Raw genomic sequence first — 20,553 nt, forward strand, 5'->3', positions numbered from 1 at the left:
GCCGATGACCCTGTCCGTCTTCCTCGCGGTGCTTGCCGCCGCCGCCATGCACGCGATCTGGAACGCGCTGGTCAAGGTCCATCTCGACCGCTTTTTGTCGATCACGCTAATGACGCTCGGCATGGGCGCCGTGGCGCTTCTGGCGCTGCCATTCGTCGAGGTGCCGAAAGCGGAAGTGTGGCCGTACATCATCGCCTCGGTGGTCTTCCATATGGGCTACAGGACGTTCCTGATCGGCGCCTACAAGGCCGGCGATTTCGCCCAGACCTATCCGCTGGCGCGCGGCACCGCACCGCTGCTGGCTGCGCTTGGCGGCATCGTGATCGTCGCCGAAGTTCCGGCGCCGCTGGCCATCCTCGGCATTGTTCTTTTGTCGGCCGGGACGCTGGTGCTGTCGTTTCGCGGCGGCGCGCATCTGGAGAGGCTGAACCTGCGCGCCGTCGGCTTTGCGCTGGGCACCTCGATTTTCATCGCCGGCTATACGCTGTCCGACGGCAGCGGCGCGCGGCTGGCCGCGACGGCGTCAAGCTATGCCGCATGGCTGTTCGTCTGCGATGCGGCATGGGCATTGGTGCTGTGCCTGATCTTTCGCGGACCAAAAGCGCTGCCGGCGCTGGCGCGCGACTGGAAGGCGGGCGTGTACACCGGCGTGCTCAGCGGCGCCGCCTACTGGATCGTGATGTGGGCGATGACCAAGGCGCCGATCGCCTCGGTCGCGGCGCTGCGCGAAACCTCGATCCTGTTCGCCCTGATGATCTCGGTGTTTGCGCTCGGCGAGAGGATGACCGCCTGGCGGGGTGCCGCCGTGCTCAGCATTGTTGCCGGCGTCGTCGCGCTGAGGCTCGGATAAGCGTTGCGGATCATGCGCAAGTCAAAGTGCTATAGCGTCCGTTGCAGGTCCGTGGGACGCGTGGCGCTGTAGTTGCCCGAAAACACGGCCGGCGGCAGCGGGTCGCGGTCAAGGATCAGATCGGCGCCCTTTTCGCCGACCATGATGGTCGGCGCATTGGTGTTGGAGGAGGGGATGCGCGGCATCACCGAAGCGTCGCAGACGCGCAAGCCCTCGATACCATGCAGCCTGAGATCCGGTGTCACCACGCTCATCGCATCATGGCCCATGCGGCAGGTGCCGACGGGGTGATGGTCGGTCTTGGAACTGCGGCAGGCATAGTCGAACAGTTCGTCGTCGCTGGTAAGTGTCGGCCCCGGCAGCACCTCGCGCAGCACGTAAGGGGCCAGCGCCTTCTGCCGCATGATCTCGCGCGCCAGCTTGAGCCCCTTGATCGACATGTCGCGGTCGTAGGGGTCGGACCAGTAGTTCGGATCGATCAGTGGATGGTCGGCGGGGTCGGCGCTGTTCAGCCGGACCGTGCCGCGCGAGCGCGGGCGCAGGAACGCCGAATTCAGTGTCACGCCTGGATTTTTCAGTTTCTCGACACCGGCCTCGATGCCGGAGCCGAGGCCGAGATGCAGCTGGATGTCGGGCGAGGCGGCGGTAGGGTCGGCGTACCAGAAGCCGCCGGTCTCGAACAGGCTGGAGGCAACGGGGCCTTTTTTCAACAGCAGGTACTGCAGGCCGGCCCACACCGTCCGGTGCAGCTTGGCGTAGTTGTCGTAGGTGTGGTCGCCGGTGCATTCGGCAATGACGAACAGGTCGAGATGATCCTGCAGGTTGCAGCCGACGCCGGGCAGATCGTGCACCGGCGTCACACCGACCGACTTCAGATGGTCGGCCGGGCCGATGCCCGACTGCATCAGCAGCTTCGGTGAGCCGATGGCGCCGGACGAGACGATCACTTCCCGCTCGGCGCGCAGGACTTTCTTCTCGCCGCCCGGCCTGTCGACGATCTCGACACCGACGGCGCGGCCCTTGTCGATGACGATGCGCGTGACCAGCACATCGGTCCTGACGGTCAGGTTTTTTCGCGCGCGGATCGGCCTGAGATATGCGACCGAGGCGGAGGAGCGTTTCGCGTCCTTCTGCGTCAATTGGTAATAACCGACGCCTTCTTGGGCTATCCCGTTGAAGTCCGGATTGAAGGGTATGCCCATCTCTTGTCCGGCGCGGAAATAGGCCTCGCAGATCGGCAGCGGCGCAATCGGGTTCGAGACGCCGAGCGGACCCTGGTCGCCGTGAAAATCGTTGGCGTAGCGCTGGTTGTTCTCGGCCCGCTTGAAATAGGGCAGCACGTCGCGATAGCCCCAGCCGGCAAGGCCCTCTTGCTTCTCCCAGGCGTCGTAGTCGCGGGCATTGCCGCGTGTATAGATCTGGGCGTTGATGGAGGAGCCGCCGCCGATCACCTTGGCCTGCGTGTACCGGAAGACGCGGTCCTTCATGTGTTTTTGCGGCACGGTCGACCAGCCCCAGGCGGCGATGCCCTTGGTCATCTTGGCGAAACCTGCCGGCATGTGGATCAGCGGGTGCCAGTCCTTGCCGCCGGCCTCGAGCAGCAGCACTGAATTCGATGGCTCTTCGCTCAGCCGGTTGGCCAGGACGCAGCCGGCCGGGCCGGCGCCGACGATGATGTAGTCGGTCATGGCGTCACCTGTTCACAGTCTCGGCACCGACAGCGCACCGTCGACATTGATGATCGAGCCGGTCGAAAAACCGAGCTTGCCGCCGGCGAGTGCCGCTACGGCGGCGCCGATATCGGCGGCTTCGCCCCAGCGCTTCGCCGGCACCAGCCCGCCGTCGATCAGCGCGTCGTATTTGGCGGTGACGCCTGATGTCATGTCGGTGCGGATGATGCCCGGCCGCACCTCGAACACACCGATATTTTCGGGAGCGAGCCGCAGCGCCAAGGCCTTCACCCACATCGAAAGCCCGGCCTTGGAGATGCAATAGTCGGCACGTTCGGGCGAGGCCATTTCGGCGCTGACCGAGGTGATGGTGATGACCGTTTTTGGAAAATCACCCGGCGCCGCAAGCATCGCCCTGGCAACGGCCTGGCTGAGGAAGACGGTGCCGCGCAGATTGATGGCGAGGATGCGGTCGAAGTTTTCCGGTTTCAATTCCAGCAGGTCGCCGCGTACCACGGCGCCGATGCCAGCATTGTTGACCAGGCAGTCCATGCGGCCGAAGGCGCTCGTCGCGGCATCGACCAATGCGGCGTGGCCGTCGAGGTCGGCGATGTCACTGCGGTGGTAGGCGAATTTCGCGCCGCGGGCGGTGATGTCAGCGGCAAGCCTGTCGCCGGCTTTTTCGGCAAGGTCCACGACAAGGATATCGAAGCCCGCACCGGCCAGGGCTTCGGCGCAAGCAAGGCCGATGCCACGCGCGCCGCCGGTGACGATAGCTGCCGGGCGGCTCATGCGACAAGATCCGTCTTGCGGATGTGGTCGGCAACGCGCAGCGCTTGTGCTGCGATCGACAGCGCCGGATTGACCGCGGCCGAGTTCGGCAGGAAGCTGGCGTCGACGACAAACAAGTTGTGGTGGTCGAACGAGCGGCAGAACGGGTCGAGCGGCGAGGTTGCTGGATCGTCGCCCATCTTGGCCGTGCCGCACTGGTGCGAGGGCGTGCGCTTGTCGAAAGGCCGCGACAGGACGATCGGATAGCCGCAGGCGCGGAAGTTTTCACGCATCACCTTGGTCAGCCCGTCGAGCGACTGCATGTTGGAGCGCCGCCACTGCATGACGATGTCCTTGCCATCGACCATGATGCGGCTTTCGGGATCGGGCAGATCCTCGCACATCAGGTACCAGTCGACGGCGTGGCCGGCCATGAAGTCCAGCGCGAATTTGGGTGCAAGCTTGACGTTGGCCCTCAGGATATGACCGTCGATCTTGCCGAGAAGCTGGACGTTGCCGAGCGGCTTGCCGCCCTTGCCATCGGACAAATAGTAGTCGTTGAGCATCAGCGTCTTCTGGTAGACGGAGGTGTTCCTGCGGCGCGGATCGATCGCCAGCATGGCGCTCGAATTGTGGTTCATGAAGTTGCGGCCGACCTGGTCGGAGCGGTTGGCAAGGCCCTTTCCGCTGGGGGAAGGCGAACGCAGCAGGATGGCCGCTGAATTGACCGCGCCGGCCGAGAGGACGACCAGTTTCGGCGTCACTTTCTTCAGCGTGCCGTCCTGACGATAGTGAACGGCTGCGATCGTCGTGGCATCCGATGAGGCTTCGAGGTATTCGACATGAGCACCGGTCTCGAGCCTGATGTTCCGATCGGCAAGTGCCGCTGTCAGCGGCCCCGATTGGGCGTCGACCTTGCCGGTCCCGGTGTTGGGAAACGCATCCCAACCTGTCTTGCCGTCTCTTAGCCAGGCGTCGATGTCGACGCCGAGCGGCAGCGATGCCGGATGCAGGCCGAGGCCCTTGAGTTCGGCGCGGGCGCGGGCGATCGGCGGCTCGTCCGGCACCGGCCCGAAGGCATAGGGGATTGAGTGGAACGGCTCGGTCGGGTCTTCGCCGAGCGCGCCGCGCACCCGAAAAAGCTGCTCGGCCCTGGAGTACCAGGGCTCGAACTCCTCATAGGAGAACGGCCAGGCCGGCGAGACGCCGCCATAGTGCTCCATCTCCGAAAAGTCTTCCCTGCGGTAGCGGATCAGCACCGCGCCATAGAATTTCGAATTGCCGCCGACGTAGTAATAGTTACCGGGATTGAACGCGGCACCCCCGGCCTCGCGCCACATTTCCTTCGGCCGGTAGTGGCCGTCGACGAAGATGGCGCGCGTGTCGCGGGTATGCGGCGTCGCCGGCAGCTGTTCGCCACGCTCCAGCATCAGGATCGAGGCGCCACTGCCGGCAAGGCCGGAAGCGATCGTGGCGCCGCCGATGCCGGAACCGATGATGACGATGTCCGGGTTTGTCATCAGAGGATGCGGTTCTCGGTCGCCGGATCGAAGAACACTGCCTTGGTCAGGTTGAAGGCGAGCGGCGTGCTGGTGCCCGGCTGGATGTTGGCGTCGGCGCGCAGCCGCGCCACCACCGCCTTGCCGCCCAGGTTGGTGACGGCGAAGGTGTCGGAACCGGCCGGCTCCACAACCTCGATGTGACAGTCGGCGGTGGCGATGTTCGATGCGTTGCGTTCTGCCCCTTCAGGATCGGTCAGGGCCTCGGGGCGGACGCCAAAAATGATCGGCCTGTCGTGGAATGCCGACAGACCCGTCGGCGCATCGGCCAGCGGCAGCGAGATCGGCTCGCGCGCCTCGCGCTGCAGCACCACGGAAAGCGCATTGCCATTGCCGCCGATCGTCGCCGGAATCAGGTTCATCGCCGGCGAGCCCATGAAGTCGGCAACGAACAGGTTGGTCGGGTTGTTGTAGATTTCGGCAGGCGTGCCGAACTGCTGCACCTCGCCGTCGCGCATCACCGCGATCTTGGTGGCCAACGTCATCGCCTCGATCTGGTCGTGCGTGACATAGACGATCGTGGTGCCGGTGGTCGCGTGCAGGCGCTTGATCTCGATGCGCATATCGACGCGCAGCTTGGCGTCGAGATTGGAGAGCGGCTCGTCGAAGAGAAAGAGCTTGGGGTCGCGCACCAGCGCCCGGCCCATGGCGACGCGCTGGCGCTGGCCGCCGGAGAGCTGGCTCGGCTTGCGCTGCAGGAGGTGGCCGATCTGCAGCACCTTCGCCACCTTGTCGATCGCCTTCTGGCGCTCCTGAGCCGGCACGCCGCGCATCTCCATGCCGAAGGCAATGTTTCCGGCGACGGTCATATTTGGATAGAGCGCGTAGCTCTGGAACACCATGGCGATGTCGCGTTTCGAGGGGTGGAGATCATTGATCGTCCGGCCGTCGACACGGATTTCGCCTTCGGTGATGGTTTCCAGGCCGGCGATGGTGTTGAGCAAGGTCGACTTGCCGCAGCCAGACGGGCCGACCAGCACGAGGAAGCCGCCCTTTTCGAGATCGAGGTCGATGCCCTTCAGGATCTCGACCGATCCGAACCGCTTCCTCAGCCCATCAATTTCGAGAAAAGCCATTCGATTATCCTTTGACGGCGCCGGCCATCAGGCCGCGCACGAAATAGCGGCCAGCGACCACATAGACGAGAAGGGTCGGCAGTGCGGCGATCATCGCCGCCGCCATGTTGACGTTGTATTCGACGACGCCGGTCGAGGTGTTGACGACGTTGTTCAGCGCCACCGTCATCGGCATCGCGTCGCCGGTGCCGGCATAGGCCGAAGCGAACAGGAAGTCGTTCCAGATGTTGGTGAACTGGTAGATGACGGTGACGACGAAGATCGGCATCGAATTCGGCAGCATGATGCGCCGGAAGATCTGGAAGAAGGAGGCGCCGTCGACCTGTGCCGCCTTGACCAGTTCGGTCGGGAACGCCTCGTAGTAATTGCGGAAGAACAAGGTGGTGAAGCCGAGCCCGTAGACGACGTGGACAAAGACCAGGTTGACCGTCGGATTGCCCAAGCCGAATGAAAATCCCGTTGCGTTGCGCAGCGTCACGCCGAAACGGCCGAGGCTGCCGAGGATCGTCGCCATCGGCAACAACACCGACTGGAACGGAATGAAGCAGGCAAACAGCATCAGGCCGAAGACCAGCGTGTGGCCGCGGAAGCGCCATTTGGTCAGGACATAGCCGTTGAGCGCGCCGAGCAGCGTCGAGATCAGCACCGCCGGAACCACCATCTTGATGGAATTCCAGAAATAGCCCTTGATGCCGGCGCAGGTCAGGCCGACGCAGGTCTCGCCCCACGCCTTCAGCCACGGCTCGAAGGTCGGCGCCTGCGGCAGCGCCAGCATGTTGCCGTTCTGGATCTCGTCCATCGTCTTGAACGACGTCACCAGCATGACGAACAGCGGCATCAGGTAGAACAGCGCGAACAGCGCCAGCAGGCCATAGATGACGATGCGGTTGACGGTCCTGGCGCTGATGCCGCCAGTGCTCTGGCGAGCGGGCGTGGCAATGACGCTCATCGCGGCTTCTCCCTGAGCTCGGAATAAAGATAGGGCACGATGATCGCGGTGATGGTCATCAGCATGATCACGGCGCTGGCCGAGCCGACGGCCATTTCGTTGCGCTTGAAGGTATACTCATACATGAAGTTCGACGGCAGCCAGGCCGAGCCGCCTGGCCCGCCGCTGGTCAGTGCGACGACCAGATCGTAGGACTTGATGGCGAGGTGGGCGAGCACGATGAAGGCCGACAGGAAGATGGGCCGCAGCAGCGGGATGACGATGCGGCGATAGAGCTGGAAGGTGGTTGCGCCGTCGATCTGCGCCGCCTTCATGATCTCGCCGTCGATGCCGCGCAGGCCGGCGAGGAACATCGCCATGATGAAACCCGAGGCCTGCCAGACGCCGGCGATCACCACGGTGTAGATGACGAAATCCTTGTTCTTGATCCAGTCGAAATGGAAGCTCGTCCAGCCCCACTGGTGCAGCGTCTGCTCGAGGCCGAGGCCGGGATCGAGGAACCATTTCCAGGCGACGCCGGTGACGATGAAGGATAGCGCCATCGGGTAGAGGTAGATCGGCCGCAACATGCCTTCGCCGCGGATCTTCTGGTCGAGCAGAATCGCCAGGAACAGGCCGAGCGCCAGGCAGATGAAGATGTAGAGAAAGCCGAAAATGCCCATATTGATAATCGAGGTGTACCAGCTCGACGGCGGGTCGCTCTCGAAGGTCCAGCGCCACAGCCGCTGATAGGCCCGCGGCCCGGTCAGCGCATAGGACGGGAAGGTCTTGGAATTGGTGAACGACAGATAGACCGTCCACAGGATGAAGCCGTAGACGAAGACAATGGTGATCGCAAAGCTTGGCGCCAGCACGATCTTCGGCAGCGCGTCCTGCAGGCGCGAACGCATCGAGACACCCGGGCGGGCACTATGCTCCGGCGTCAGCTTAATCTGGGTCGTGACCGTAGTCATGGGCTCCTCCCTTTCGGGTCCCTTCACCGCCAGGCGGGGAAGGATAGCCCCGCGAGACGGGGCGTGTTGGTCGATCGCCGGCGCCATTCCGACCAGAGGCCGACCATCCTGGCTTGGTGGAACCTTCCCCACCGCAGCGGGGAAGGTCCTTTCATGCCGGTTCTTACTTTGCGTCTTCGATCGCGTTGACCAATTGGGTCACGGCCTCGTCCGAGGTCTTGATCTGGCCGTGGACGAATTTCGAGACAACGTCCTTGTAAGCATTGGCGACGGCCGGCGGCGCGCCATAGCCTTGCGCCAGCGAACCGAACAGCGTGCCGCCTTCGTTGGCGGCCTTCAGGTCGGCCATGCCCTTCTTGCCGCAAGCGTCGAAGTCGGTGTCGGGCACGTCGGTGCGGGCCGGGACCGAGCCCTTGACGACGTTGAAAGCCGACTGGAAGCTCTTCGACAAGGTGGCGGTGGCCAAGGCGACCTGGGCGGCCTTGCGGTCCTCCGGAACGTCGAACATGCCGAACATGTCGGAGTTGTAGACCACGCTGCCGTCGGTTCCCGGGAAGCGATAGCACAGGAAGTCGGTGCCCGGGGTCTTCTTGGCGGCGTTGAATTCGCCCTTGGCCCAGTCGCCCATGACCTGCACCAGCGCATCGCCCTTGATGACCATGGCGGTGGCTAGGTTCCAGTCGCGGCCGGAGAAGTTCGGGTCGACATAGGTGACGAGCTTGGCGAGGTTGTCGAACGACTTCTTCATCGTGTCGGACTTCAGCTGCTCCTCGTCGAGGTCGTTGAAGGCCTTCTTGTAGAACTCAGGTCCGCCGGTCGACAGCACGACCGAATCGAACATGGTGGCTTCCTGCCAGTTCTGGCCGCCGAGCGCGAGCGGGATGACGCCAGCCGCCTTGGCCTTGTCGAGCAGCGCGATGAATTCGTCGAAGGTCTTGGGCTCGGTGCCGCCGATCTTGTCCATCACCGCCTTGTTGATCCACAGCCAGTTGACCGAGTGGACGTTGACCGGAGCCGCGACCCACTTGCCGTCATAGACCGAGAACCTCTGCAGGGCGGCCGGAACGGACTTGTCCCAGCCTTCCTTTACCGCCGTCTCGGTCAGGTCGCCCATCACGCCGGCCGCGGCATAGTCGAGCACGGTATAGCCGAGCATCTGCGAGGCGGTTGGGTAGTTGCCGGCCGCGACCATCGCCTTCAGCGCGGTCATGGCGGCGTCGCCGCCGCCGCCGGCCACGGGTACGTCCTTCCAGGCAAAGCCTTGCTTGGCCAGATCCTCCTTGAGCACGTTCAAGGCAGCCGCTTCGCCGCCAGACGTCCACCAATGTAGCATCTCGACTTCCTTGACGTCCTGGGCGTGGGCCGCGAACGCAAGACCCGAGCCGAGAGCCGTTCCGATAAGCAGTTTGCGCAACATGTACTTCCTCCCTTGTTGCAGCTACACGACCGGCTGATGTCCGCCGGGTTCTTCCCAACTCAGCCGACCCACCATCCGGTGCGCTGGCCGCGATGAAACTGGATCGTCTTTTCCTCGGTATAATCCTCGACGGCGCGCTTGCCGAGTTCGCGTCCGAAACCGGACTGCTTGTAGCCGCCGAAAGGCAGCTCCGGATAACCTTCCATGAACGTGTTCACCCAAACGGTTCCCGAACGCACATTCCGCGCCACCGACATGCAGGTGTCGATGCTGGCGCTCCACACGCCCGCCGACAGACCATAGGGCGTGTTGTTGGCGATGCGCAACGCCTCTTCAATCGATGCAAAGGTCAGCACCGAAAGCACCGGGCCGAACACTTCCTCACGCGCAATGGCCATGTCTTCGGTGACGCCGCGAAGGATGGTCGGATCGAGATACTGACCGGCACTGGAGGCGATCTGCTTGCCGCCGCAATAGACGCTGCTGCCGTCGTTTGCCGCCGCCGCCACGTAGCCGGTGACCTTGGAGAGGTGCTCGGAAGAGATCATCGCGCCGACCTTGGTGCTGTCGTCGAGCGGATCGCCGACGATGACCCTTGCGGTGAGCGCCTTCACCGCGTCGAGGAAGTCGTCGGCGATCGCCTCGTGGACGATCAGCCGGCTGCCGGCGTTGCAGCATTCGCCGGCGTTGAAAAAGCCGCCGAACACCGCCGCGTCGGCCGCCGCTTCAAGGTCGGCATCTGGAAAGACGATCTGGCCGTTCTTTCCGCCGAGCTCCATCGAGACTTTCTTCAGCGTGTTTGCAGCCGACGCCATGGTCATCTTGCCGACGCGAGTAGAGCCGGTGAACGACACCATCTCGACCAGCGGATGGCTGACGATCGGCGCGCCGACATCGCCGCCCAGGCCGGCGAGGATGTTGATGACGCCGTCCGGCAAGCCGGCCTGCATCAGGATGTCGCCGAGCACGAAGGTCGAGGCCGAGGTCATCTCGCTCGGCTTGACCACCGCGGTGCAGCCGGCGGCGAGCGCGAACGGCAGTTTCTGGCTGACGATGAGGAACGGAAAATTCCATGGCGTGATGATCGAGACGACGCCGATCGGTTCGCGCAGCACGACGCCCAGCATGGCGTCGCCGAGATTGGCGTAGGTCTCGCCATGCAGCGTGCGGGCAAGTGCTGCGGCATAGCGCCAGATGTCGACTGCGCCGCCGATCTCGCCGCGTGCCTGGGCGATCGGCTTGCCGGATTCCAGCGCGTCGAGCCGGGCGATCTCCTCGAGCCGCGCCTCGATCAGGTCTGCCGTCTTGAGCAGGATCGCGGCGCGCTCGCCGGCCTTCATGCGCGGCCAGGGGCCGATCTCGAAAGCCTTGTGCGCAGCCTGTACCGCTGCCTCGACTTCCGCTTCGCCGGCTTGCGCATAGCGCGAAACGGTGAAGCCGTGGCCGGGGCTGTTGCGCTCAAGCGTGCGACCGTCGCGCGCATCGACGAACTTGCCGTCGATCAGCAGCCGGTAGCTCTTCGGCGCTGCGGATGCCTCGGCGGGCATGGCGATGGTGAGGGGCAAGTTCATGTGATTTCCAGGTTCCGCTCGCATTCTAGGATCTTGAAAACGCTGGTTTCTGTTTGGTCTTGAAAGCGTCGACACCGGCATTGAGATCGCCGGTCAGCGCGATGAAGCCACTGGCCAGCGCCTCGGTTGCGGCGGCACTTTCCTCGCCTTCGGCGACAGCGATCATCAGCTTGGCGGCCTCGGTTGCCAACGGGCCGCGCTCGGCGATCCTGCCGGCCCAGGCCTTGGCCTCGATGAATGCCTTGCCCGTGTCGACCACCCGGTCGACGATGCCCAGAGCGAGTGCTTCGGCCGCCACGAACGTCTCGCCGCCGATTGCCATGCGCCGCACCGTCTGCGCGCCGAAGCGGCGCACCGCGCGCTGCGTGCCGGACCAGCCGGGCACCACGCCGATCGAGGTTTCCGGAAAACCTAATTTGACCTGCGCCTCGGCGACACGGAAGTCGCAGGCGGCCGCCAGTTCCAGCCCGCCACCCAGCGCATGGCCGCACAGCACGGCGATGGTCGGCTGCCGCAACCGCGCCAGCCGGTCGAAGACGCGGTGGCCATAGCGCACCCATTGCACCTGAAAATCGGCGGCGCTCATTTGCGACCAGGCTTCGACGTCGCCGCCGGCGCAAAAGCCCTTGCCTTCGCCAAACAGCAGCACGACGCGGATGCCGTCGGCGGCCTCGGCCGTATCGAGCGCGGCTTCCAGCGCGCGCAGCATCGGGATGTCGAGCGCGTTGAATTTCTCCGGCCGGCGCAGCGTGACGATGCCGAGGTCGCCGTCGGTTTCAAAGGTGACGAAACGCTCAGCCATGTGCGCCTCCAAGCGAGGCGCCGCCATTGAGCGACAGTCCGATCGGCCGGTCACGGTAGAGCGCGTCCGGTGTCACTTTCAGGTCGTTGGCAACACCGAGCGGAATCTCGGCCTGCGCCAGCACATCGCGCTCGAGGTCGATGCCCGGTGCCAACTCCGTCACCATCAGCCCTGCGGGCGTCAGCTTCATCACACAGCGCTCGGTGACATAGGTGATGTCCTGTCCTTGCGCGACCGCGCGCTTGCCCGAGAAGGAGATGTGCTCGACCTCGCCGACCACTTTCTTGACCTTGCCCTCTCCGTCGATGCGGATGCCGCCATCGGCCAGCGACAGCTTGGCGCCGGCATTGAAGAAGCCGGAAAACACGATCTTCTTCGCTCGCGCGGTGATGTCGACAAAACCGCCGGCGCCGGCGGTGACATGCGGCCTGGCCGAAAGCTTCGAGACGTTGACCGAGCCATGGCGGTCGATCTGCAGGAAGGACAGCAGCGACGCGTCGAAGCCGCCGCCCTGAAAGTAGATGAACTGGTGTGGCGAAGGCATGAAGGCGTCGGCGTTCGACGAGCAGCCGAACTTGAAATCGAGCAGCGGCACGCCGCCGACCGCGCCCTGTTCTATCACCCAGGTGACCTTGCCGTGCTGGCCTTCCTCGATAAGGATGCGCGGCACATTGGCCGAGATGCCGAAGCCGATATTGACGGCCATGCCGTCGGCAAGCTCCATGGCGACGCGCCGCGCGATCACCTTCTGGACACTCATCTCGGCATTGCGGAAGGTCGACAGCGGCCGGAAGATCTCGCCCGAGATGGCCGGATCGTAAGGCGTCAGCGTCGTCTGCAACTGGTCGGGCGCCACCACGATATGGTCGACCAGCACGCCGGGCACGCGCACGTCATGCGGCTTCAGCGTGCCGTTCTCGACGACGCGCTTGACCTGCGCGATGACGATGCCGCCATTGTTGCGGGCGGCGAGCGCCTGTTCCAGCCCACCAAGATAAGCGCCCTCGTGCTCATAGGTCAGGTTGCCGCGCTCATCGGCGGTCGTCGCCCGGATGATCGATATGTCAGGCACGATCGAGCGGAAATAGAGCCATTCCTCGCCGTCGAACTGCTGCACCGAAACGATCGGCTCGCTGGCCGCCGCATTCATGGCGCAGCCCTGATGACGCGGGTCGGCGAAGGTATCGAGGCCGACCTTGGTCAGCACGCCAGGGCGCTTGGCAGCGGCTTCGCGGTGCATATCGAACAGTATGCCTGACGGCACGTTGTAGGCGGCGACCGAATTGTCGCCGATCATCTTCCAGATCTGCGGCGGTTCCGAAGAGGACGGGCCGGAGGGATAAGAACCGCACAGCGTGCGCTTCAACAGGCTGGGCTTGGCCAGATGGTCGATACCCCTGATGCCGTACATGTCGCCGGCGGCGATTGGATGCAGCGTCGTGATGTCCTTGGGACGGCCCTCTGCCTCGAAGCGCTCGCCGATCGCGGCGAGCACCGCATCGGGGCAGCCGAGGCCGCTCGACGACGACACGGAAACGACCATGCCGTCCCCGATCAGGCTGGCGGCTTGCGCTGCGGAGACAAGCTTGCTCACCCTGCGCCCCCGAGTTTCGGGTCGACCGCAACGGCCACGCCGGACCTGGCTGACTGCAACGCCGCCTCGGCCGCGGTCAGCGACCAGACGCCGTCCTCGCCGGTGGCCGACGGCTGGCCTTGGCCACCGATCGCCGCATGGAACTGGCGCAAAGACCTGACATAGAGATCCTCGCGGTCAAAGCTCAATTCCTCTTCGCCCTTTGCCGTGCGCAGCAGCACGGAACCGATCGGCTTCTGCGTCATCACATCTTTCGCGATCAGCGAGCCTTCGCTGCCATGCACCTCGAAGCCGGTGCCGGCGAATTTGGTGGTGAAGCCCTCATGCGACTGGGCAATGACGCCCGACCTGAATCGCCAGATGCACATGGCGCCATCTTCCAACCCGCTGGCGGCCATGCCGGCCGATTGCGTGAACGCCGAAACCTCGAGCGGATCGTCGGCGAGCACGAAACGCAACGTGTCGGCATCATGCACGGTGATGTCGAGCACGACGCCACCGCCGGCTTCCGGCCTGGTGATGCGCCAGCCCTGCAGATTCTCAGGCAGATAGACCGAGTGGAAGACACGCGCGGCAATCGGCTTGCCGATGCGGCCGCCGGCAATGCTATCGCGCATCGCCCGGTGCGAGCCGGCATTGCGCAAATGATGGTTGGTGCCGAGCACGAGACCGGCTGCCCTGGCGGCGGCGACCATTGTGCGCGCATCGGCGCTGGTCAGCGCCAGCGGCTTTTCGCACAGCACATGCTTTCCCGCCTTGATGGCGGCTAATGCCTGCTCGAGATGCAACTCGTTGGTGGTCGAGATGTAGACGGCGTCGACGTCGGAGCCGAGCAACTCATCGAGCGTCGAGACGGCAAGCGCAATGCCGTTCTCCCTGGCATAGGCCGTTGCTCGCTCCGGGCTGGAACTCATCACTGCCGCGATTTCTCCGTCGGCCTGAGCGCGGATGGCGTTGATCACGAATTGCCTGGCAATCGTGCTTGCGCCGATCAGTCCCCATTTGACGGTCATGCCGCGTCTCCCATTCCCGCACGGCGATCAGGCCCGCAACTGTCCCTGACGACGAGGTTGACGGCGCCGATATGATCCTCGGCGCGCGTGGTGCGCGACTGGATCATCTTGAGCATGACATGGGCGGCGCGCTCGCCGAGGCCTGCCGAATCCACCGCGACGCTGGTCAGCGCCGGCATGTAATGCTGGGCTTCGATGACGTCGTCGAAGCCGACGACGGCGAAATCCGCGCCGGGCTCGAGGCCGAGCTTGCGCAGCGCCAGCATGACGCCGAAGGCGACCGCATCGTTAAAGCACAGCGCCGCGGTCGGCGGCTCGGCCGTGGCGAGGGCCCTCTCCAGGCAGGCAATGCCGCCTTTGCGGCTGGTTTCGCCTTCGACGACGAGCGTGTCGCGTTTGGCGATGCCGAGCGCCGCGCAGGCCTCGCGAAATCCGCCCAGCCGCTCGTGATAGACCACCAGATCCGATGAGCCGCCGAAGAAGGCCAGCCGGCGATGCCCTTTGCCGATCAGATGGGCGGTGGCGAGCCAGGCGCCGCGATGATTGTCGGGCGCGATCACCGGGATGCGGCTCTCGGGGAGGCGGCGCATGGTGAAGACGATCGGAAGGCCCGCCATCTCGATGCGGCGGAAAGCACCCGGCGCCGTGCCGCGCGCCGGCGACACGATCAGCCCGGCGACACCTTGCTCCATCAGCGATTTCAGCACCTCTTCCTGGCGCACCGGGTTCTCCGCCGTGTTGGCGATGAACGGCACGATGCCCGCCGACTGGAAGACACGCTCCATGCCGACCGCCATTTCGGCGAAAAATGGGTTAGTAAGGTCGTTGATGACCATGCCGATGACGTTGGAATGGGCCTTGCGCAGATTGGCGGCGCCGCGGTTGTAGACATAGCCGACATCCTCGATCGCCTTGCGAACCTTCAGCGCGGTCTCAGGCCGGATCAGATCGCTGCCCTGCAGCACCAGCGACACCGTCGACTTGGACACCCCCGCCTCACGGGCAATGTCGAGTATCGTCGCCTTGGGCCTGCTGGCCATCCAGATCGTCCTCGGTGTTTTTTGGTCGAATTTATTGGAACGTTCTAATTCTGAGCTGAATTTGAGTCAATCAAGATTTTTACCAAAATTCGAAAATCCGGCATTCACGGCTTTCCCTCGCTACGATGCAGCATTCTGGGGCGTGGATCCAAGAATCCAAAAGGTCCTTGATTTGTTGGAACGTTCCATTTAATAGGCGTGCCAAAGGGAGAAACCGATGGACATTGCCTTGCCCGGGGAGGGCGGTCGCAGCACTCGCTACCACTTGGTCGGCCAGCCGGCACAGCCGGTGATCGGCGCGCGGTTTTCGCGCATCGCCTATGCCGCCGCCCATGTCGTTGCCGATCCCTTGGCGATGGCCGATCCGTGGTCTCATCCTGCGGTCGACTGGGAGCGCACGATGGCGTTCCGCCATCATCTGTGGCGGCTCGGCTTTCACGTCGCCGAGGCGATGGACACTTCGCAGCGCGGCATGGGTTTCGACTGGACAAACGCCAGGGAATTGATCCGCCGCTCGATCGCCGAGGCGCGAACCGTCGAGGGCGCCGATCTCGCCTCAGGCGCCGGAACAGACCACCTGGTGCCGAGCGCCGCCAGTACGCTCCACAATGTCGTCGCGGCCTATGAGGAGCAGTTCGGTTTCATCGAGGGCCTGGGCGGCAAGGCGATCATGATGGCCAGCCGGGCGCTTGCGACTATCGCCAAGGGTCCCGACGATTATTTCAGCGTGTATGACCGCATCCTGTCCCAGGCATCCGGCAAGGTCATCCTGCACTGGCTGGGCGACATGTTCGATCCGGCGCTGAAGAATTACTGGGGCAGCCATGATTTCGACACTGCGCTCGATACGGTCGTCGCCATCATCGAACGCCATGCCGGCAAGGTCGAGGGGATCAAAATATCGCTGCTCGATGCCGGCAGAGAGGTTGCCCTGCGCAACCGGCTACCGGGAGGGGTCGTCATGTTCACCGGTGACGATTTCAACTACCCCGAGTTGATCGCCGGCGATGGCCAAAGACATTCGCACGCGCTGCTCGGAATTTTCGACGCCATCGCGCCGGTCGCCAATGCCGCGCTGGCGAGGCTGACCGACGGCGATCGCGCCGGCTATGACGCGCTGATGGCGCCGACAGTGCCTTTGTCACGAAAGATCTTCGAGGCGCCGACCGAGTACTACAAGGCCGGTATCGTCTTTATGGCGTGGCTGAACGGCCACCAGGACCATTTTTCGATGATCGGCGGCATGCAATCGGCACGCGGCATCTGCCACTACGCCGATGTGTTCCGCCTTGCCGACCAGGCCGGATTGCTGGCCGACCCGGAGCTTGCCAGCGCAAGAATGAAGAGCCTGTGCGCCGTGGCGGGCGTCTGAGCGCCAAGCGCAAGAAGAGCTCGCCCGAATCTCCGATTTGCCTTGTCCCGGCAAATCTCTATGCGCTATGCGTCCGACGCAGGACCATCCGGCGCGCCGACGCCAGATGGTCATAGCGGCCGTTCTGCATAGGGATACGCCAATGAACTTCGATCTAAGGGGCAAGCGCGTTTTCGTGGCCGGGCATCGCGGCATGGTCGGCTCGGCCATATCGCGCAGGCTGGCGGACGAGGACTGCGAGGTCCTGACCGCATCCCGCGATGAACTCGATCTCCTAGACCAGGCCGGCGTGCGGCGCTGGATGGCTGGCCACAGGCCGGACGCGGTGGTGATGGCGGCGGCCAAGGTCGGGGGTATCCTGGCCAACAACAAATTGCCGGTCGATTTTCTGCAGGACAATCTCATCATGCAGACCAATGTCATCGAGAGCGCCTTCCGCAACGAGGTGCAGAAATTGCTGTTTCTCGGTTCGTCCTGCATCTATCCGAAGTTTGCGGCGCAGCCGATCTCCGAGGACGCTTTGCTCACCGGTCCGCTCGAGCCGACCAACGAATGGTACGCGATCGCCAAGATCGCTGGGCTGAAACTGTGCCAGGCCTATCGGCGCCAATACGGTGTCGAGTACATCTCGGCGATGCCGACCAATCTCTATGGCCCCGGCGACAATTTCGACCTCTCCACCAGCCATGTCGTACCAGCCCTGATGCGCAAGGCGCACAAGGCCAAGCGCGCCGGCGACAAAACCCTGGAAGTCTGGGGATCGGGCACGCCGATGCGCGAGTTCCTGCATGTCGATGACGCCGCCGACGCCCTGGTCTGGCTGCTGAAAAACTATGCCGGCGACAGCCACGTCAATGTCGGCTCGGGCGAAGACATCACCATTGCCGAGCTGGCCCGCACCATGCTCGCCGTCGTCGGCGCCGAGGCGGTGCTCACATTCGATGCGACGAAGCCGGACGGCACGCCGCGCAAGCTGATGGACGTATCGCGCCTGTTTGCCACCGGCTGGCGGCCGCGATACTCGCTTCAGAGCGGACTGGAGCAGACCTATGCCTGGTTTCTCCGGCACATCGAGACGGGCGATCTCCGCCTCGGTGCGGCTTGATCGTCGACGCTGATTGCTGCATGACGGCCTGGGCGGTCGTCTCTTGGCCATGGCCAATGCAAAGTCGCAAAACGATTTCCTCTGCACAGGGGATTTGGTTCTTTGACTGTCGGTCACTGCCGGCCGGCCTGCAGCCGCCGATCCAACGTACACAGGCCACCACACCTTCGTCATCCTAGGACGGAGCAGGAGCGAAGCGACGTCGCGGAGACCCTGGGATCTATGCCGTGACATAAGCCGAAGACTGCAGCGGCCCAGAACGGCGCTTGCATCCGCAATGGCCATCCGCAATGGCGCTCCTTACGCTTCCGCGATGATCGGGCTATGCCACCATGACCGCGGCGCGGCACGATCTACGTCGGCGTCACCAATGATCTCGGCCGCCGCATGCCGGAGCACAAATCCGGCGAAGGCTCGCGCTTCACCAGCCGCTACGGCGTGCAGGGTCTGGTCTGGTACGAGGAATATTTCGACATTCGCGACGCTATCCAGCGCGAAAAGTCGCTGAAGCGCTGGCTGCGGCAATGGAAGATCGAGCTGGTCGAGAAGAGCAATCCGGAGTGGTTCGAGCTTTTTCGCGGGACGGGGTGGTAGCGTTCGGTTCTGGGCCGCTGCATTCTTCGGCTGAGGTAACGTCATGGATCCCAGGGTCTGCGCCGCGTCGCTTCGCTCCTTGCTTGCCCTAGGATGACGAAGCGATGGACGCATTCGCTAGTCTCAACGGTTTGCGATTCGCCACTCACTCCGCGTTCACTGCAGATCGCCGATCTGTCAAAATCACTGTGCAGAGGAACTCTCATGACCGTGGTCAAGAGTAATGGGTGTCGCCTCGATCTTGCCGAAATACGGCATCCACCCGGTCCAACCAGAAGCGCGCCCGTAAGAGAGGAAATCCACGGGTACGAGAGACGGCGGATTGTCTGGATGGTGGGCGTGACAGGGATTGAACCTGTGACCCCTGCAATGTCAATGCAGTGCTCTCCCGCTGAGCTACACGCCCATCCGAAGCCGCGCATACACCATTTTTGCTCCGGCGCGTCAATAGCAGGAAAAGGGAAAGAACGGTTCGCCTTGCCACGCCGTCGAAGGCGCGCCGGAAGCCGGCGGCGGAAAGCGTGTCAGGCTGCCTGCAGCATCTTTTCGACCTCGTTGACGAGGTCGCGCAAATGGAACGGCTTCGACAGCACCTTGGCGTCTTTCGGCGCCTGGGAATCCGGATTGAGCGCGACGGCGGCGAAGCCGGTGATGAACATGACCTTGAGGTCGGGATCGATCTCGGTGGCGCGGCGGGCGAGTTCAATGCCGTCCATCTCCGGCATGACGATATCGGTCAAGAGCAGTGAGAACGGCTCTTCGCGCAGCCGTTCATAGGCGCTGGCGCCATTGTCGAAATCGCTGACCTGGTAGCCGGCACGCTCCAGCGCCTTGACGAGGAACCGGCGCATGTCGTCGTCGTCTTCCGCCAGTAGAATGCGTGCCATCTTATCCCGTCCGAATCACCCGCCCGGGACTGCCGTGGGGCAGCCCGTTAACCATCCTGTATATGAGGAGGCGAGGGTAAACATCAAGTGAACGATAAAGGCCCGATCGGCCTTTGACAAAGCAGTCCGCACGCCGAAACGCTGGACATGCGGCCGGCGAGGTGGCACCTTTCCAATCATGATGCATTGGTGTTTCCGGGTTCGTTCAAGTTGAAAACGGCAGCCGAGGATTTTTCGGTCGTTCCCCCTTTCGAAATCCGGTCGGGCGCCGAACAGCGCGTTCCCTTCCTTTTCAACTCGCCGCATAGCGGCCGTCACTATCCGGACCGGTTCCTGGCGATGGCAAGGCTGGACCGAAACGCCATCCGCCGCTCCGAAGATTGCTATGTCGACGAATTGTTCGGCGGCGCCGTCGCGCTCGGCGCGCCGATGCTGGCGGCAAACTTCCCGCGCGCCTATCTCGACGTCAACCGGGAGCCCTGGGAACTCGATCCGCGCATGTTCGCCGAACCGGTGCCGTCGTTCTGCAATATCCGTTCGGCGCGCGTCGCCGGCGGGCTTGGCACCGTGCCCAAGCTGGTGGGAGAAGGGCTCGACATCTATGCCGGCCGCTTGCCGCTGGCGGAAGCCGTCGCGCGTATCGAGGCCGTCTACAAGCCTTATCACGAGACGCTGAAACGGCTTTTGACCACGACCAATGCGCGGTTCGGCTTTGCCGTGCTGATCGATTGCCACTCGATGCCGGCGAGCATCAGGGTCGGCGACAGCGGTGTCAGGCCCGACTTCATCGTCGGCGACCGTTTCGGCATGTCGGCCTCGGCAGCGCTGACCGAGACGGCGATCGGCCTGCTCATCGGCATGGGCTATACCGTCGCCCATAACAAGCCCTACGCCGGAGGCTTCATCACCGAGCACTATGGCCGCCCTGTGCGCCATCTCCATGCGCTGCAGATCGAGGTCAATCGCGGGATCTACATGAACGAGCGGACGTTCCAGAAATCCGCCGGCTTCGATGCACTCGCCGACGATCTGGCGCAATTCTCGGCCGACCTGATGGCAATGCCCGACCACAATTTCATCGACCTGCCGCTTGCCGCCGAATGATGCCGAAAATCGAATCGAGATCTTGCGCCGGATAAGGGCGTCGGCGTGCCGGTCGGGGACGCGCAATCGGCTGGCTGCCGCGCCGAAAAAAAGACCGCATCGTTTGCACGACACGGTCGAAGTCTAGGGAGGAAACGCCCAAGGAGGGCATGGACAGGAAAACCTGTCCGAGAACAAATCTATTGTGCGATGCACAAATGTCAAGCCGTTTTTAATTCACTATGAT

General features: G+C 63.7%; 18 protein-coding genes and 1 tRNA gene. 5 read left to right on the forward strand and 14 right to left on the reverse strand.

The window, feature by feature from the left end:
* The first annotated feature begins 4 nt into the window (after positions 1–4).
* Positions 5–850 carry an EamA family transporter gene (locus JG739_RS08340; RefSeq protein ID WP_202366045.1) on the forward strand — a complete coding sequence of 282 codons (846 nt, stop codon included), beginning with the start codon at positions 5–7 and terminating at the stop codon, positions 848–850.
* Positions 851–879: 29 nt separating this feature from the next.
* Here the strand turns inward: JG739_RS08340 and JG739_RS08345 are convergent, their stop codons facing one another.
* The 12 genes from JG739_RS08345 to JG739_RS08400 all read right to left on the reverse strand — a co-directional run bounded on the left by JG739_RS08345 (position 880) and on the right by JG739_RS08400 (position 15,265).
* Positions 880–2,538 (reverse strand): GMC family oxidoreductase, encoded by a 1,659-nt coding sequence (locus JG739_RS08345; protein ID WP_202366046.1) that lies wholly within the window; start codon positions 2,536–2,538, stop codon positions 880–882.
* Between the two features lie 12 nt (positions 2,539–2,550).
* Positions 2,551–3,312 (reverse strand): 3-ketoacyl-ACP reductase, encoded by a 762-nt coding sequence (locus JG739_RS08350; RefSeq protein WP_202366047.1) that lies wholly within the window; start codon positions 3,310–3,312, stop codon positions 2,551–2,553.
* On the reverse strand, positions 3,309–4,811 hold the full coding sequence (locus tag JG739_RS08355) for a GMC oxidoreductase (RefSeq protein WP_202366048.1): 1,503 nt from the start codon (positions 4,809–4,811) through the stop codon (positions 3,309–3,311). Before JG739_RS08355 ends, JG739_RS08350 begins: the two co-directional genes overlap by 4 nt.
* Positions 4,811–5,926 (reverse strand): ABC transporter ATP-binding protein, encoded by a 1,116-nt coding sequence (locus JG739_RS08360; protein WP_202366049.1) that lies wholly within the window; start codon positions 5,924–5,926, stop codon positions 4,811–4,813. Before JG739_RS08360 ends, JG739_RS08355 begins: the two co-directional genes overlap by 1 nt.
* Positions 5,927–5,930: 4 nt before the next feature.
* Positions 5,931–6,875 carry a carbohydrate ABC transporter permease gene (locus JG739_RS08365; protein WP_027153273.1) on the reverse strand — a complete coding sequence of 315 codons (945 nt, stop codon included), beginning with the start codon at positions 6,873–6,875 and terminating at the stop codon, positions 5,931–5,933.
* Positions 6,872–7,828 carry a carbohydrate ABC transporter permease gene (locus JG739_RS08370; protein ID WP_202366050.1) on the reverse strand — a complete coding sequence of 319 codons (957 nt, stop codon included), beginning with the start codon at positions 7,826–7,828 and terminating at the stop codon, positions 6,872–6,874. Before JG739_RS08370 ends, JG739_RS08365 begins: the two co-directional genes overlap by 4 nt.
* Positions 7,829–7,991: 163 nt before the next feature.
* Positions 7,992–9,245, reverse strand: coding sequence for an ABC transporter substrate-binding protein (locus JG739_RS08375; RefSeq protein WP_202366051.1), 1,254 nt, complete (start codon positions 9,243–9,245; stop codon positions 7,992–7,994).
* 59 nt (positions 9,246–9,304) lie between these two features.
* Positions 9,305–10,816, reverse strand: a complete 1,512-nt coding sequence (locus JG739_RS08380) for an aldehyde dehydrogenase family protein (RefSeq protein ID WP_202366052.1) — start codon at positions 10,814–10,816, stop codon at positions 9,305–9,307.
* A gap of 25 nt (positions 10,817–10,841) precedes the next feature.
* Positions 10,842–11,618, reverse strand: a complete 777-nt coding sequence (locus tag JG739_RS08385) for an enoyl-CoA hydratase/isomerase family protein (RefSeq protein ID WP_202366053.1) — start codon at positions 11,616–11,618, stop codon at positions 10,842–10,844.
* Positions 11,611–13,161: an acyl CoA:acetate/3-ketoacid CoA transferase gene (locus JG739_RS08390; RefSeq protein ID WP_446720561.1), complete on the reverse strand. Its 1,551-nt coding sequence runs from the start codon at positions 13,159–13,161 to the stop codon at positions 11,611–11,613. The genes JG739_RS08385 and JG739_RS08390 overlap by 8 nt, the downstream gene beginning before the upstream one ends.
* 47 nt (positions 13,162–13,208) lie before the next feature.
* Positions 13,209–14,225, reverse strand: coding sequence for a Gfo/Idh/MocA family protein (locus JG739_RS08395; RefSeq protein WP_202366055.1), 1,017 nt, complete (start codon positions 14,223–14,225; stop codon positions 13,209–13,211).
* Positions 14,222–15,265 carry a LacI family DNA-binding transcriptional regulator gene (locus tag JG739_RS08400; protein ID WP_202366056.1) on the reverse strand — a complete coding sequence of 348 codons (1,044 nt, stop codon included), beginning with the start codon at positions 15,263–15,265 and terminating at the stop codon, positions 14,222–14,224. Before JG739_RS08400 ends, JG739_RS08395 begins: the two co-directional genes overlap by 4 nt.
* Positions 15,266–15,482: 217 nt before the next feature.
* Here JG739_RS08400 and JG739_RS08405 point away from each other — a divergent pair, with 217 nt between their 5' ends.
* The 3 genes from JG739_RS08405 (at position 15,483) to JG739_RS08415 (ending at position 18,336) form a co-directional block, all read left to right on the forward strand.
* Positions 15,483–16,637 (forward strand): dihydrodipicolinate synthase family protein, encoded by a 1,155-nt coding sequence (locus JG739_RS08405; RefSeq protein ID WP_202366057.1) that lies wholly within the window; start codon positions 15,483–15,485, stop codon positions 16,635–16,637.
* 142 nt (positions 16,638–16,779) lie between these two features.
* Positions 16,780–17,742: a GDP-L-fucose synthase gene (gene fcl / locus JG739_RS08410; protein WP_202366058.1), complete on the forward strand. Its 963-nt coding sequence runs from the start codon at positions 16,780–16,782 to the stop codon at positions 17,740–17,742.
* A 351-nt stretch (positions 17,743–18,093) separates the two neighbouring features.
* Positions 18,094–18,336 carry a GIY-YIG nuclease family protein gene (locus JG739_RS08415; RefSeq protein WP_244749930.1) on the forward strand — a complete coding sequence of 81 codons (243 nt, stop codon included), beginning with the start codon at positions 18,094–18,096 and terminating at the stop codon, positions 18,334–18,336.
* Positions 18,337–18,667: 331 nt separating this feature from the next.
* Here the strand turns inward: JG739_RS08415 and JG739_RS08420 are convergent.
* Together JG739_RS08420 and cpdR are read right to left on the reverse strand one after the other, a co-directional pair.
* Positions 18,668–18,742 (reverse strand) — tRNA-Val (locus JG739_RS08420).
* 118 nt (positions 18,743–18,860) lie between these two features.
* Positions 18,861–19,223, reverse strand: a complete 363-nt coding sequence (cpdR, locus tag JG739_RS08425; RefSeq protein WP_202366060.1) for a cell cycle two-component system response regulator CpdR — start codon at positions 19,221–19,223, stop codon at positions 18,861–18,863.
* A gap of 147 nt (positions 19,224–19,370) precedes the next feature.
* Between cpdR and JG739_RS08430 the strand changes: the two genes are divergently transcribed.
* Positions 19,371–20,327 (forward strand): N-formylglutamate amidohydrolase, encoded by a 957-nt coding sequence (locus JG739_RS08430; protein ID WP_202366061.1) that lies wholly within the window; start codon positions 19,371–19,373, stop codon positions 20,325–20,327.
* Positions 20,328–20,553: the final 226 nt, after the last annotated feature.

The organism is Mesorhizobium sp. L-2-11 (assembly GCF_016756595.1).
In the GTDB taxonomy this organism is placed as follows: Bacteria; Pseudomonadota; Alphaproteobacteria; order Rhizobiales; family Rhizobiaceae; genus Mesorhizobium.